Here is a 14,132-nt window from a genome sequence, read left to right as displayed (position 1 = left end):
CTGATCCCTTCCCGAACTCAGAAGTGAAACCTCTTCGCGCTGATGGTAGTGTGGCACTTGCCATGTGAGAGTAAGTCATCGCCAGCTTTTAAATATCAAACACCCCAATCAGAAATGGTTGGGGTGTTTTTTATGGCGTATAGAAAATAATAGATAATTTTAAGGCCCAATTTAAGGGCCTTAAAATTTAAATAGAGAAAAATTTATTTAGTACTGAAGGCCTATTGGTTTTTTTAAAGTTGTTGTAACTGTACCATTGTTGTTGACAGAGCTACCTTCAAAAGTAATACCATTAAAAATATGCTTGAACTTCAATAATGTACCATTTAATGATTTCTTAAATGTAAAGATATCAGAACCTTCTAAATAAATACTCCCTGTGAAACTTTGTGTATTATTCGAAGGAGCTTCATTTGTAATACGAGAACCTGATATGGCTGATACACTTGGGATATTTAAAATTTTGTCTCCTGAAGGTTTAATTCGATAGGTTGCAAGCGCAGTTGCATCACCTGGTACTGAATTTACAACAAAAGAAACGGGTTCTAAATCTGGTGTACTTGGATTGTCATTAATCAAAACGTCGAAACTAGAGTTATTTTGTAATACAAAAAGATCACCCTCTAAACTTTTTGGATCTTTATAAATACTTAAAGCGCCATAAGTTTTACTTTCTTCATCTGGATGGGTAACAGTCACATTATATTGACCTTCACCATTCATGGAAACAACACGAAGTTGGTTTGACTGAGTTAATCCCCAAGATTGCTGATAGGGATAGCCAAATACACCAGCAATCCATACATCATTCCAAGCCTTGTCTTGATTTTGATTATCAAAGATCAAAATAAATGTTTCACCTGTGAATTTACTAATTTGCTCAGGTGTTATTTTGAGTTTTGCTAGGTCATTTTTGCTGATGCTAAAATCCCAGTTGTTATAAGTATTTGGTGAGATCGTATTCAAGGCAGCTTTAATATTTGTTTCGCCTTCTAGTGCGTAGCATGGGGTATTTTCATAAATTTGATTGCCTTCACCCCCAAAACACGTTTCATGATAAGTGAAATGAGATTTATCTTGATCAAATAACTTTTTCGCATCAACAGTAAGTTGCAAAGGCCCTTGAGCAAAGGTATCTAAAGCATGATCAATGTATCCCTTAGACATGGACTCATCAGTCGCATCGTAATTACCAAACAAAAACTGTCCTTCTTTTTTTAATGAAGTCAGAGTTGTAGTTGCTTCTTCTAATTCTGGTGAGATAATTGGTGGTTGTTCAGTATTATTACCTCCGCTATTTGTTTGATTGTAGTAGCCTTTACTACCGCCTCCGCCACATGCTGCGATGATGCTTGTTAACGCAATCGCAAGTGTCCCCTTGATAAATTTCATAGATTTCCCCAAATAAATTGTGTGAACTATAGAGTTGTTAATATGTCAAAGTTATTTGCAATTGAGACATTTGAACAATATTTTAGTTATGTTTCAAATTATGATCTCGTCGCATTTATAGTCACTAAAACCTCAGAAGGTATTATTAAAAAAGTTTGATACCATTTTGATAGTGTTCTAGTTTGATGCAAATAATAATTGCATTTAATTACTCTAAATTAACTACGCTAGCATACATTAAAAATAGTGCTGATTGAATCATCTAGGTGAAATCTCAGCACTATTTAAATGATAGTCAGCCATCATTCATTCTTAGATTAGAGTCAGTTAATGAATCTAATCAGATTAAAATTGTGATGAGGTTGTTATTTTGGTACGAAAAAATTAATCATCTAGCAAATCCATTTGTTTTGCTAATTGGTATAAATTATTTGAACGATTACCTGTACGACAAAACATTAAAATAGGTTTTGGTAATTCGTTGTAATGGTTTGCAAAAGTACGGACATCTAACTCGGTAATCTGGCCTGCAACAACAGGTTGATAGACATAATCTAATCCTGCATTACGTGCAGACTCCTCGATTTGAGCACTCGTCGGCTGTTCAGGGCCTCCTTCCATATCAGGGCGATTATTGATAATAGATTTGAATCCTTTCTCTACGACCTGCTCGACGTGATCTGGTCCAATTTGACCTGCAAAACCAATATTCTCTGACATCTTGTCACTCCAAAAACAAACAAAACATTTTATGCTCTATCATAGCATTAAGCTTAATGTTGAGTTTAAATGTCTATAGTAAATAAACGATGAACCTAAAAAAGATAACGTAATGGAGCGCGCATGCACACCTACACTGTTGAGCCGTTGTATGTTCCAAGTGGTGATGAAACGATCGCTGCTGATTTTTATCTTCCTAAGACAAATATTAAACCTGCCGTAATTTTAATGGCACATGGCTTTGCAGGATTGCGTCAATTTAAATTAGTGCAATATGCACAACGTTTTGCTCAAGCGGGTTATGCCGTCATTCTATTCGATTATCGTTTTTGGGGTGGGAGTACAGGAAAACCAAGAGAATTGGTTTCCTTAACTGCTCAATTAGATGATTGGAAAACCATGATTCAACATGCATCTAACTGTAAGTTGATCGATAGCCGACGAATTATTCTTTGGGGAACATCCTTGAGTGGTGGTTATGCACTGAGTTTGGCAAGTGACCTCAAAAATATCCAAGCAGTGATGGTACAGGTGCCCTATGTAGATGGTGCGGAGACGGCCAAGCATTACCCTCTTCAGCGCTACCCTGAGGCTTTAAAGCGTTCCAGTCAAGACTACATGGGGTCTAAGATGGGATTGGTACCTAAGACTCTACCTGTTGTTGATCAATATAGACTGTGCTTCTTACCGACATCGGATAGTTATTATGGTTATCATTCGATTATAAATCCTGACTATTACTGGAGTGGGGAAGTCCCAGCACGGGTATTTTTCAATTTGATGCGTTATCGTCCGATCCAGTTTGTACGTAAGATCAATATCCCTGTGTTATTTATTGCAGCGAAGCATGATACATTGATTCCGATTGAGTCGAGTCGTGAAGCTGCAACCAATATTGCTCCTTTTGTGAGCTACCATGAGTGGGATATGAAACATTTTGATATTTATCACGGTTCATGGTTTGAAAAAGCAGTCACAACCCAATTAGAATTTTTACATCAACATATTGGAGTGATGTAAATGATGATTGTCTGTGCATCATGTGGTGCAAAAAATCGCGTACCCGAAGAAAAACTAGCAGTTCATCCGAATTGTGGTCAATGTCATCAGGCATTATTACCCCAAGCGCCAATTGAGTTAAATGAACAAAATTTTAGTCATTTTATCAGTAATACCGATTTACCGGTTTTGATTGACTTATGGGCCGAGTGGTGTGGTCCATGTAAGATGATGGCACCACATTTTGCTCAAGTTGCTCAGCAAAATCCGTATGTAATTTTTGCGAAGATTGATACGGAAGCAAATCCTCGTTTAAGTGCTGCTTTTAATGTCCGAAGTATTCCGACCTTGGTCTTGATGAATAAAACCACCGAGTTAGCAAGAATCAGCGGTGCATTACGTACGCCTGAATTACAGCAATGGCTAGATCAGCAATTACAGCAACATTAAGAGAATGAATATGACGGAACGCTTGAATCATCCAGAGGGTACTTTATCACTGCAAAATATTGCAATGCCAGCTGATACCAATTGGAGTGGTGATGTTTTTGGGGGCTGGATTGTCTCTCAAATGGATTTAGCGGGTGCGATTCATGTTGAACGTCTGAGTAAAGGTCGCTGTGCCACAATCGCGATTAATCAGATGACTTTTTTGGTTCCAGTCAAAGTCGGTAATGTAATTAGCTGCTACACCAAAATCCTGAAAATCGGAAATAGTTCGGTGCAGGTACAAATTGAAGTTTGGAATAGTCATGATGACTCTCGAGATCCTGTGCGGATTACGGAAGGGGTCTTTACTTTTGTTGCTGTTGATGTGAATGGCAATAAACGTGTGATTTCTGATGAGGTTAAACAAGCTTATTTAGCGAACTTGTAAAATATAACCCAAACGGATATGAGCTTGATTTTGTATGCTCTATCTTTTTGTTTTATATCATATTGGCATTTGGAGTGTAGATCATGGCTGAAGAACTCGTTTTGCAACAAGGTCATAAAGCTGAACAATATCAAAGTCTAGTGCCGCAGATTCAAGCGATTGTTGATGGTGAATCTGATGTGATTGCCAATCTCGCGAATATTTGTGCAGCATTAAAACAGCAATTTGATTGGCTATGGGTTGGTTTCTATCTTGTGAAAGACGATGAGCTGGTGCTAGGACCCTTTCAAGGGCCGATTGCCTGTACACGTATTGCAAAAGGCCGTGGTGTCTGTGGAACAGCATGGCAACAACAGCAAGTGATGATTGTGCCCGATGTGGATCAATTCCCCGGACATATCGCATGTAGTTCGGCTTCTAAATCTGAGATTGTATTGCCGATCATGAAAAATAGTGAGTGTGTTGGGGTTTTAGATATTGATAGCGATGAACTGGATCAATTTGATGATGTCGATGCTGAGTATCTTCAGCAGCTAATTTTAATCATTGAAAAGTTCATTTAGGGCAGGACACTGCAAAAAATAAAGCCCAAATCATTTGGGCTTTATTTTTATCATTCAAAAAATTATTTTTTGCGTTTTGGCAGCCAAGCCCAAAGCATTTGGCATTGGATTGGTTCATTGCCAGCATCATCAATGACAGTGACAGGAATCAATAACTCGCCTTTTTCATTTTCAGCGATAAACTTTTGTTGATCAGCTGATAATGTTGCTGTCGCTGTTAAGCCACCTTGAGCAACTTTTAAATAATCGACATGCAAAGATTTAATCAACAAAATGCGACTATCTGGAACATGTAGACCAGTTAAAAAACCCGTTGCTGTTTCAGCCAATAGCGCCATTGCTGCGGCATGAACACCTTTAATATGGTTTTGCATATTACGTTGGTTTTCAATACGCACAGTCACGTGGTCTTTATCCACTTCTAAATAGCGGATATTCGCTGTTCCCACCATTGGAACAACACGGCCAAAAGCTTTGCTCCATAATGTGCTACGGATGCCTTTAGGAAACTTAGACGTGGTTTTAACCAGCGTATAAAGACGGTTATCTTTTGCCATAGTGAACCTATTGCTTAGTCTTTGAAATTATTAAATTGGAGTGGCAGACCAAATTGTTGTTCACGTAAAAAGTTCATGACTTGTTGCAAAGTATCGCGTTTTTTATCCGTGACACGAATTTTGTCGCCTTGGATAGAAGATTGCGCTTTGATGCCGCTTTCTTTAATGGCTTTATTAATTTTTTTTGCGGTATCTGAGTCAAGTCCATCTTTAAGTTTGACAACTTGAACCACATTTTTACCAGATGCGGTGGCTTTTTGAGGATCTAATGCTTGTACGTCAATCTTGCGTTTATAGAAATGGTTTTCGAGCATGCTATAGACTTGTTCACATTGGAAATCACTTTCAGTTGAGATTTTGATTTCCTTATTTTTTTCATTTAGCTCAATCGAAACATCCTGTCCGCGGAAGTCAAAACGTGTCGCAATCTCTTTTTGAGTGTTTTGTACGGCATGATTGACTTCAAATAACTCTAATTCAGAAACAATATCAAAAGAAGGCATAGTTAGACCTTTACAAAGGGAAAGAATATTTGAGATGCTAAGGGGGTTTTCTTCATTTGCCAAGTGTTGTTTACATCAAAGGAGTGCGCAATGATCCGTAAACAAGAAATTACAACATTTGAGTTCCCAAAAGACGCTGTCATTTGGGATGTCCGAGATACCAAAGCGTATACAGAGGCTCATGTCAAAGGGGCAGTAAATCGCCCAATTGCTGAATTAACTGCGGATAGTTTGACTCAGGTTGCAGCGGATCAGCCGATTTATATTCTATGCGGGGGTGGCAGTAAAGCACCTCGAGCAGCAGAACTTTTAGAAGGTATTGATGGTTCTCGTGAATATGTTGTCTTGATGGGTGGCACACGTGCAGCACGTGATGCAGGCTTAGCTTTAGAGCAAGGTGCTTAATCGCTAAGAAAATTTGCCAAAATACTTCGGTATTTTGGCAAATTTAAAAAAATAAGAATCTGATTAAAATAATTTTTCTTAAAACGATAGTTTAGCCAGAATAATAAGGTTTTTTTACTTTAACTTTCTTTTGGAAACGTTGAGGATTGAGTTTATCTAATAAGCTTTGTGGAATTGGACAAAGCTCACCTAAAACCAATGCAGCTAATACTTCACTGCACAGCGGCGCAAACAAGAAACCTTTAGAACCTAAACCTGCAAAGGTATAGCACTCATTTGTATTTTGCATTTTGCCGACTAAAGGAAAGTAATCTAAGCTTTGTGCGCGCACAGATGCTCGGCCTTGCCATGAGTCTGTCGATGGGAGCTGTTGCGCGTATTCGGGAAAGACACTGTGGATAAGTTCATGGTTATGCACATGGTCTTCTGGTAATACTTCGGTATCGTCTCGATTTGGAAAAAAGGATGCGCCTAAGATCAGTTGAGTTGCATCAAACTGCATACAATAACCGCCATAGCTATAAGCTTGATCAAGCGGAAGCGGTTGATTGCTGTTATTTACCCAACTGACTTGTCCTCGAATCGGCTTAAGTATTGGATAGTTTTCAAACAGTTCCGCACTTTGTTTGGCACAACACACAATCACATGATCAGCCGATGCAAGTCGTTCTTGATCTTGCCATAGCTCAGTTTGCTTTTCTACTTGCTTTAAATCTGAGATCTTGGCTTTTAGGATCGTGATATTGGGATGTTGCAAAATCTCATCACGGAGTTGATGCGGGGAAACTGCGCCTGCTTGTCGTAATTTTAAACTGGAAAACTCAGTTTCAGGGAGAGCCTCTAGCGAAGAGTGAGCAGATAAAACATGATCAGGGTATTGTTCAACCAATCCTAAAAGTTCATCAGGATTTTTTAAAGCAATTTGTTGAACCTGAATCGGTCTAAACGCTTTGAAACGTGGATAAAAATTCAAAGCATGTTGCCAACTCAAAGTCATCAAGTGATCATGTGCTTGTTCAATTGGACATAGCTTGGGGTTGAGTAAGGCGAGAGGGTTGCCTGATGCCCCCGAGAGTGGCTCATTTTGCTCGTAGATCGTGACTTGATGCCCGCGTTGAGCAAATGCCCATGCACTACTTAAACCCGCGATTCCTGCGCCAATGATGGCGATATTTTGCTGCGTTGTTGTTTTGGATTCAGGCTGTTGTTGTGTCAGCACATTTTCTTCGGTATTTCGCGATGCTATTTCAGTTTGTGAAACAACCTCAAGCCAAATGGCTTTAAGCATTTCTCGTTTATGACCAAAACCACGTGGGCGACTAATGTGTATGCCATGCTGTTTGAGTCCACGTTTCAGTACACCTGCAACGCTAAATGATGCAAAGGTTGTACCCAAGTCAGATAAACGAACAATATGATTGAGTACATTTTCTTGCCACATATCTGGATTACAAGAAGGGGCAAAGCCATCCAAAACCCAAGCATTTACCGCTTGGGTTTTAGGAATACTTGGAAAAATATCTTGTGCATCGCCTAACCACAAATCAAGACTAAAGCGTTCTTCAGGAAAATCAAGGCGGTGACAGCCAGCGATCGGTAATGGGTATTGTGCAATCAGCTTTTCGGCTAGCGGTTGTAGTTCTGTCCAAACATTGAGGGCACGGATGAGATCCGCTTTGCTGAGTGGAAATTTTTCTACGCTGATGGCGTGTAAATGGCTGTGATTATCGGGACGAATTTGTCGCCAAAGTTGCCATAACGCTAAAATGTTTAAACCTGTACCAAAGCCTGTTTCGCCCACACAAAAATATTGATAATCGTTGAGTTGGGAAAGACGCTCAGTGAGATCATTGCCATTTAAAAAGACGTGGCGTGTTTCTAATAAGCCATTGTCTTTGGAAAAGTAGACATCGCCGAATTGTTTAGAAATGGGAACTTCAATACCATCGATGAGTTCCCAGTCCAATGCAGCTGTTTGTAGTTTTGATGACTCAGACATAAATAAATGTGTTGCGGTTTACCACTGGCGACGGCGTTTAGTATAAACATAACTTGCGATAAAAAAGCCAAGAATGACACCGACCGCAATGGTCATCGCACCGTAGAGGAACATTTGTGCACTACGTTCACTTTGTAATACTTGGACTTGTACAATTAAACTGTCATTTTTTAACTGTAATTCTTGGTTTTGAGTCAGTGCTTCAAGATTGGCATTTTCAAGTTGCTTTAAACGGCTGGCTTGATCTTGAATGAGTGCCTTATTTTTTGCTTCTTGCTGCTGTTTGGCTTTGGCAATTTGTTCTGCTGTTAATGGTTTGGTTACTGCGCTTGTGGTGGTTTGAACCGTTGATGATTCAACAGCCCAAACACTAGAAGTGAGTAAACATAGAGCAAATAAGCTTTGGAATGCAATACGCATGGTTTACCCTTTTGGAAACGCTTTATTAAAAGGTTTTACATCAATCGTGGCGTAAATCCCTTCTTTTAAAAAAGGTTCTTCTTCAATCCACGCATCAAGTGCTTCACGACTATCAAATTCCACAATAATGGTGCTGCCAATGAAGCCAGCTTGTAAGTCATCAGGATCTTTGGGATGTGCGCCAGCGGTAATTAAACGTCCTTCATCATCCAGTTTTTGTAGTCGAGCTACATGTTGCGGACGAGTCGCTAGACGTTTCTCCAAAGTACCTTCACGATCAGTACAAGTCAGTACAAAATAGGGCATAGCAGTTGCTCAATGATTCAAAATCTAGTCAGTGGTTTTAAAACGTTTTCTTAAGCAAAATAGTATCACAGCAAGGTAACTGAGCGACACGATAATATCGCCAAAAGCAGTGAATTCACCCCAATATTTTCCTTCTAAAAACATAAAACCAAAGAAGAAATGCAAGCCAGCTAATAAAAAGAACTGACCACACCATGCCCAATTCAATCGTATCCATTCCTTTTTGTTTAACTCTAATACTGAACCGAGCATTTTTTGAATAATTGGCATTCGTTCTTTATTAAATAATGGCGTAACCAAAAAGCCAATGCCGATACCGACATTGATAATGACCGCTTTCATTTTGATATAGGTGACGTCGCTGAAAACTAAGGTGATCCCACCAAAAATAACCGACATGACCACGATAAACCATTGCATCTTTTCCAGTTTAAATTTTTGGAAAATGAACAAACAGCCGTAAACCACCAGTGTGGAAATGAGTAAGGCGCAGGTTGCAACAAGAATATGATTTTGATCCGTATTTCCTGCACTACCCACTAACTCTAATAATGGGTGATGATTATCTTTCGGGTCGGTAGTTTTATAAAAATAAAAGAAGATAATAATCGGAAGATAGTCGAGCAACGCTTTCATGTTACAGTACGGCAATGAAATAGGTCAGATAGCATAATACAATCCATGTTCGGTGTCGATTTACATACCCATAGCCTTATCTCAGATGGTACTTTGTCTCCAGAGCAATTGGTGCAGGCTGCTGTGGATGTAAAAATTCATACTTTGGCTTTAACCGATCATGACAGCATGGATGGCTTGGCACAGGCCCGAATGTATGCTCAAGACCATGATATTCAAATTATTTCGGGTGTTGAAGTTTCTAGTCAATGGGCGAGAGAAAATACCAAAAAGAGTTATGGTGTACATATTGTTGCATTGAATATGCAAGACGAAACACCGATAAAGATCATGCTTGAGAAGCAGAAAAAAATACGCGCTGAGCGAGCAAAGGTGATCTGTTGTTTATTAGAGAAATGTATCGGTTTTGATATTTACCCAGATGTGGTCGCCAAAGTGGATGGTCATGCGGATCGAGTGACTCGAACCCATATTGCAAATACACTGGTCGAAAAGAATATCGTGAGTCGCCCACAGCAAGCATTTGATCGTTTTCTAAAAGAAGGCAAGAAGGCTTTTGTGAAATTTGATGGGGTGGGTTTAAAAGAAACCATTGAGGTGATTCATGCCAGTCAAGGTTTTGCCGTTTTGGCACATCCGACACGTTATGATCTATCCGCTACCAATATTCGCTATTTGATTGAGTTATTTGCTCAGAGTGGCGGTGATGCAGTCGAACTGCCACCGAGTATAGAGCCTGCTTCAACACGGCAAATGGTGGATCGAATGATTCAGCAGTTTGATTTGGCGGTTTCCATTGGCAGTGATTTTCATGGTGACAATATGCCTTGGGTCAAGCTTGGACAAACGCCGAAAGTAAATGAAGGGCAGAGAGGCATTTGGGAAAGTTTTAGGTAAGTTTTTTAAAGCAGATTGTGCGAAGGGTATCTGTTTTGAAAATAGTCCAGTAAATATTCTAAAAATAATTGAACTTTGGGTGGGATTAAATTTCTATTCGGAAAAACAGCATAAATCGAAGTGGGTTCAACTGGGTACTGAGCGAGAACTTGAACAAGTTTTTCTGCTTTTAAGTCATCACTGACATGCCAAAGCGAATGATTGGATATGCCTAAACCTGATAAACAGGCTTGCCGAACGCCTTCACCTGAATTCGTTGTGAAATAACCAGCCACTTGGATGTGTTGCAGCTCTCCCATTTTTGTTATGAAATTCCAATGATCAGTTAAACCATGTTCATGTTGTTGCAAAATACAACGATGTAATTTGAGATCTGACAACGTCTGTGGCCGACCATATTTTTCTAAATATGCGGGCGAAGCGCAAAGTAAACGTGGATTTGATGTCAGTGCTTTGGCAATCAATGTTGAACTTTTTAATTTTCCGATGCGTATTGCTAAATCCATCCCATATTGAATCAGATCAATGTTTTGGTCATTTAAATCTAAGTGAATTTTAAGTTCTGGATGTAATAATGAAAATTCAGCGATCACTGGCATTAGAATTTTTGTGCCAAACGTGGCAGAGGTGGTGATTCTCAGCGTGCCAGAGAGGCATTTGTCTTGAACTTTTAGTGATTGCTGTAGGCTTGAAAATTCATGAAGCCAGATTCGACCATGTTCAAGCAAGGTTTTCCCTTCTTCGGTCAGACTGATTTTACGAGTGGTGCGATGCAACAAACGAAGTTGTAGATTTTGTTCTAATCGTTGAATTCGCTGACTGGCTACAGAAACAGAAATATTGGCTTCTTGAGCGGCTCTGCTGATTGAACCTAAATCAGCAACTCGAATAAAAAATTGGAAATCTTCTGTATTCATTATCAATAAAACCAGAAAAGTATTTCTTGATTATCGTGGTTTTTTAAAAAATCTCATAGCGCTATTGTGATCTCAAGCGAATAAAACTTGATGAGAGAGGCGTAGGATGAAATATCATTTCTTAGGAAATTCGGGTTTAAAGGTATCCCAACTTGGATTTGGTGCAGGAACATTAGGCGGGAAAGGTCAGATTTTTTCAGCGTGGGGACAAGCCGATCAGGCAGAAGCCAATAGCATGATCCAACTTTGTCTAGATGCTGGTATTAACTACTTTGATACCGCGGATGTTTACTCTGATGGTGAGTCTGAGCGAATGTTGGGTCGGGCACTCACCTCAGAGCGACAGCATAATATTATTTCAACCAAGGTGGGAATCCGAAGTACCGATCAACTCAATGATGCAGGTTTTAGCCGAAATTATTTACAGCATGCCGTGGAACAATCATTGACGCGATTAGGAACAGATTATATTGATGTGTTGCAATTGCATCAGTTTGATAGCTTTACCTCCTTGCACCAATTGATGAAAACCCTCGATGAACTGGTGCGGAGTGGTAAGGTGCGTTATATCGGGGTGTCAAATTTCTCTGGTTGGCAACTCATGAAAGCTCAAGCGATTGCTGAACAATATGGTTATGAAAAATTTGTGGTGAATCAGGTCTATTATTCATTGATTGGGCGTGATTATGAGTGGGAGCTGATGCCTTTAAATGATGACCAACACATTGGAGCTGTGGTTTGGAGTCCTTTAGGTTGGGGCCGTCTAACGGGTAAATTTGATCGGGAGCATCCGATTCCCGCGGGCAGCCGTTTACATGAGACGGCGCAGTTTGCTCCCCCAGTGAATGAAGCGCTGCTCTATAGTGTGATTGATATATTGCGGGAAATCGCAGATGAAACAGGCCATTCGATTCCACAGATTGCATTAAATTGGTTATTGCAACGCCCAACGGTGTCCAGCGTACTGATAGGTGCTCGAAATGAAACACAGCTACGAGATAATTTAAAAGCTAAAGATATTCAATTGACGCAGGAACAGATGGATAGACTCGATCAGGTGAGTGCGATTTATCCACCTTATCCGTATTATCCTTATTGGAATGGACAATTTACTGAGCGCTTTAAGTCCTTGGTTTCATCCCATTTTATTCAGTAAAGCAGGATTGAGATCGGGAAAAGAAAGTAGCCCCCTTGCTAACTTTGCGACGGGGCGGTTTAGTTTTACAATAAATTATGATCATGTGCCTGAATCGGCGGAGGTGTCGGACGACCGAGCGTACCGAGCAACTCAATTTCGATGTTTCGAACCATGGCATCGAGTGGCAGATCATTACTTTGCGTACCAAAAGGCTCTTCGATTTCGCTGCTCAATGCATCTAAACCTAAGAAGGTATAAGCCAAAATGCCAACCAAAAGGGGTGTTACTAGACCCAGTAAAGAACCTAAGCTAAAAGGCAACATCACACAGAAGAAATACACGGTACGGTTGAGCAATACCGAATATGCAAAAGGAATTGGGGTATTGGCAATACGATCACAGCCTGTTTGCATTTCACTTAATGCGACAACATGCTGGTTCATTTGCGTGTAAATAATATCTGAGATTTCACCGTCTTTGAGTGCTTGTAAAAGCTCCCACTGAATCAGGCTCAGCGTGTATTGAGGTGCATTATGTTGTTGATAAAGCTGTGTAAGCGCTTGTTGGCTTAAGCCACTGGTTTCGGTCAATTCCGTTGGATTTGCAGTTTGGTGGCGTAAGCGGTCACGCAGGACATTCGCAAATACAATTACATTTTGAATGACTCGTTCACGTCGGGCTTGGGTTAAAACGCGGCAATCGCGATCAAAATGTCGCGCTGTGGCAATCAGAACACCCCATAGTTTACGTGCTTCCCACCAACGCTCATAACAGGCGCTGTTCTTAAAGCCTAAGAAAATGGAAAGCACAACACCGATCAAGGTGAAGCCAACTAAAGGAATCTCGGGGAAACGAAATAATTGTATATATTCAATGCCGCCAATGATGGCAGAGATGAGCATAACAAATCCGAGGGAAGGTAAAATTTTGGGTAAAATCGTCCCACGCCATGAGAATAAAACTTTAAAAATACTCGGCTGGTCACGAACAATCATGTTATTTGGATCATTAATTTTATCTGTCGATGTTCAGGCTTGCTTCAGCCTTTGTCAAGACGAGATTGTTTGATTTTAATAGGGTTGAGTAGTTGTTGTTCAGAAAATGAAAAATAGCCATCTGATGCAATAATAAAGTGATCAATGAGGTTAATTTCAAGTAATTTACATGCTTGCTTGAGTTGCTGTGTCAGGTAAATATCTTCTTGAGAAGGTTGAGCTATGCCATAGGGATGATTATGGGCAACCACGATTTGGCAGGCTTGCTGTTGTAAGGCATAACGCAAGGTCTGATTCAGTGAAACACTACATGAATGTTGCGAGCCAAAAAACAATTTTTTGAAATGTAATTTTCTTAATTCAGCATCTAAACACAGCACAGCAAATACTTCTTGTTTTTCACCTTGCAGTTCATAGCGTAAATAATCAAGTACCAGGTTTGAGTGATCTAAACAAAGTCTTTGTTGATGAAAATGATTATTCAGATAACGCCGCCCAAGCTCTTTGACTGCCATAAGCTGTGCATATTTGGTTGAGGCGATGCCATTAAACTGGGACAAATCTTCAAGTGAAGCGTCAAAAATAGGGTTTAAGCCGCCAAAATGTTGTATCAAAATACGAGATAATTCGACTGCAGAATGTTGCTTCGAGCCTGAGCGCAGAAAAATTGCCAGTAGTTCTGCATCGGATAGACTCTGTGCCCCTTGAAGTAATAAGCGTTCTCTTGGTCGTTCTTGTTCTGGCCATGCTTTGATGGACTGTTTAATCGATTTATTCATTGTTCAGTTCACTTTGATTTTATTGTGTT

Annotated in this window: 18 protein-coding genes; 7 read left to right on the top strand and 11 right to left on the bottom strand. The window is 39.9% G+C overall.

Annotation, left to right across the window (positions count from 1 at the left end):
- Window positions 1–207: 207 nt before the first annotated feature.
- On the bottom strand, window positions 208–1,392 hold the full coding sequence (locus F903_RS16160) for a hypothetical protein (RefSeq protein WP_005198700.1): 1,185 nt from the start codon (window positions 1,390–1,392) through the stop codon (window positions 208–210).
- Between the two features lie 384 nt (window positions 1,393–1,776).
- Window positions 1,777–2,112: a protein tyrosine phosphatase family protein gene (locus F903_RS16155; RefSeq protein ID WP_005198691.1), complete on the bottom strand. Its 336-nt coding sequence runs from the start codon at window positions 2,110–2,112 to the stop codon at window positions 1,777–1,779.
- A gap of 123 nt (window positions 2,113–2,235) precedes the next feature.
- Here F903_RS16155 and F903_RS16150 point away from each other — a divergent pair, with 123 nt between their 5' ends.
- The 4 genes from F903_RS16150 (at window position 2,236) to F903_RS16135 (ending at window position 4,551) form a co-directional block, all read left to right on the top strand.
- Window positions 2,236–3,132 carry an alpha/beta hydrolase gene (locus F903_RS16150; RefSeq protein ID WP_004672631.1) on the top strand — a complete coding sequence of 299 codons (897 nt, stop codon included), beginning with the start codon at window positions 2,236–2,238 and terminating at the stop codon, window positions 3,130–3,132.
- Window positions 3,133–3,561, top strand: coding sequence for a thioredoxin TrxC (gene trxC / locus F903_RS16145; protein ID WP_005198681.1), 429 nt, complete (start codon window positions 3,133–3,135; stop codon window positions 3,559–3,561). It abuts the gene before it with no gap.
- A 10-nt stretch (window positions 3,562–3,571) separates the two neighbouring features.
- Window positions 3,572–3,988, top strand: coding sequence for an acyl-CoA thioesterase (locus tag F903_RS16140; protein WP_004672633.1), 417 nt, complete (start codon window positions 3,572–3,574; stop codon window positions 3,986–3,988).
- 83 nt (window positions 3,989–4,071) lie between these two features.
- Complete coding sequence (locus F903_RS16135; protein WP_004672643.1) at window positions 4,072–4,551, top strand: GAF domain-containing protein; 480 nt, start codon at window positions 4,072–4,074, stop codon at window positions 4,549–4,551.
- A gap of 62 nt (window positions 4,552–4,613) precedes the next feature.
- Here the strand turns inward: F903_RS16135 and F903_RS16130 are convergent, their stop codons facing one another.
- Window positions 4,614–5,108, bottom strand: a complete 495-nt coding sequence (locus F903_RS16130) for a DUF4442 domain-containing protein (protein WP_005198679.1) — start codon at window positions 5,106–5,108, stop codon at window positions 4,614–4,616.
- A 14-nt stretch (window positions 5,109–5,122) separates the two neighbouring features.
- On the bottom strand, window positions 5,123–5,611 hold the full coding sequence (locus tag F903_RS16125) for a YajQ family cyclic di-GMP-binding protein (RefSeq protein ID WP_004672646.1): 489 nt from the start codon (window positions 5,609–5,611) through the stop codon (window positions 5,123–5,125).
- A 90-nt stretch (window positions 5,612–5,701) separates the two neighbouring features.
- On the opposite strand from F903_RS16125, the gene F903_RS16120 reads away from it, so the two are divergent.
- Window positions 5,702–6,016, top strand: coding sequence for a rhodanese-like domain-containing protein (locus F903_RS16120; RefSeq protein WP_004672647.1), 315 nt, complete (start codon window positions 5,702–5,704; stop codon window positions 6,014–6,016).
- Window positions 6,017–6,107: 91 nt separating this feature from the next.
- Here the strand turns inward: F903_RS16120 and mnmC are convergent, their stop codons facing one another.
- Genes mnmC through F903_RS16100 form a run of 4 tightly spaced genes read right to left on the bottom strand, consistent with a single transcriptional unit; the run spans window position 6,108 to window position 9,377 of the window.
- Window positions 6,108–8,015, bottom strand: a complete 1,908-nt coding sequence (gene mnmC, locus F903_RS16115) for a bifunctional tRNA (5-methylaminomethyl-2-thiouridine)(34)-methyltransferase MnmC2/FAD-dependent 5-carboxymethylaminomethyl-2-thiouridine(34) oxidoreductase MnmC1 (RefSeq protein WP_005198676.1) — start codon at window positions 8,013–8,015, stop codon at window positions 6,108–6,110.
- 18 nt (window positions 8,016–8,033) lie between these two features.
- Window positions 8,034–8,435, bottom strand: a complete 402-nt coding sequence (locus F903_RS16110) for an SH3 domain-containing protein (protein ID WP_005198674.1) — start codon at window positions 8,433–8,435, stop codon at window positions 8,034–8,036.
- A 3-nt stretch (window positions 8,436–8,438) separates the two neighbouring features.
- Window positions 8,439–8,741 (bottom strand): YciI family protein, encoded by a 303-nt coding sequence (locus tag F903_RS16105; protein WP_005198666.1) that lies wholly within the window; start codon window positions 8,739–8,741, stop codon window positions 8,439–8,441.
- A gap of 24 nt (window positions 8,742–8,765) precedes the next feature.
- On the bottom strand, window positions 8,766–9,377 hold the full coding sequence (locus F903_RS16100; RefSeq protein WP_005198664.1) for a septation protein IspZ: 612 nt from the start codon (window positions 9,375–9,377) through the stop codon (window positions 8,766–8,768).
- Window positions 9,378–9,422: 45 nt separating this feature from the next.
- Between F903_RS16100 and F903_RS16095 the strand changes: the two genes are divergently transcribed.
- The gene (locus F903_RS16095) at window positions 9,423–10,274 is read left to right on the top strand and encodes a PHP domain-containing protein (RefSeq protein ID WP_005198663.1); all 852 of its coding nucleotides are present in this window, start codon (window positions 9,423–9,425) and stop codon (window positions 10,272–10,274) included.
- A 5-nt stretch (window positions 10,275–10,279) separates the two neighbouring features.
- Here F903_RS16095 and F903_RS16090 read toward each other — a convergent pair whose 3' ends face one another.
- Window positions 10,280–11,191, bottom strand: a complete 912-nt coding sequence (locus tag F903_RS16090) for a LysR family transcriptional regulator (protein ID WP_005198662.1) — start codon at window positions 11,189–11,191, stop codon at window positions 10,280–10,282.
- A gap of 106 nt (window positions 11,192–11,297) precedes the next feature.
- Here F903_RS16090 and F903_RS16085 point away from each other — a divergent pair, with 106 nt between their 5' ends.
- A complete protein-coding gene (locus tag F903_RS16085) occupies window positions 11,298–12,347 on the top strand; it encodes an aldo/keto reductase (protein ID WP_005198661.1) in 1,050 nt (349 codons plus the stop codon).
- Between the two features lie 65 nt (window positions 12,348–12,412).
- On the opposite strand, the gene F903_RS16080 is transcribed toward F903_RS16085, so the two are convergent.
- Both F903_RS16080 and radC read right to left on the bottom strand, forming a co-directional pair.
- On the bottom strand, window positions 12,413–13,324 hold the full coding sequence (locus F903_RS16080; RefSeq protein WP_004672657.1) for a bestrophin family protein: 912 nt from the start codon (window positions 13,322–13,324) through the stop codon (window positions 12,413–12,415).
- A gap of 44 nt (window positions 13,325–13,368) precedes the next feature.
- Window positions 13,369–14,103: a RadC family protein gene (gene radC, locus F903_RS16075; RefSeq protein ID WP_005198660.1), complete on the bottom strand. Its 735-nt coding sequence runs from the start codon at window positions 14,101–14,103 to the stop codon at window positions 13,369–13,371.
- Window positions 14,104–14,132: the final 29 nt, after the last annotated feature.

Origin of the sequence: Acinetobacter sp. NIPH 298, from assembly GCF_000369505.1 — a bacterium.
Lineage (GTDB): Bacteria > Pseudomonadota > Gammaproteobacteria > Pseudomonadales > Moraxellaceae > Acinetobacter.
The sequence above is the reverse complement of the archived record's forward strand: the minus strand, read 5'-3'. Positions and strand labels throughout refer to the sequence as shown.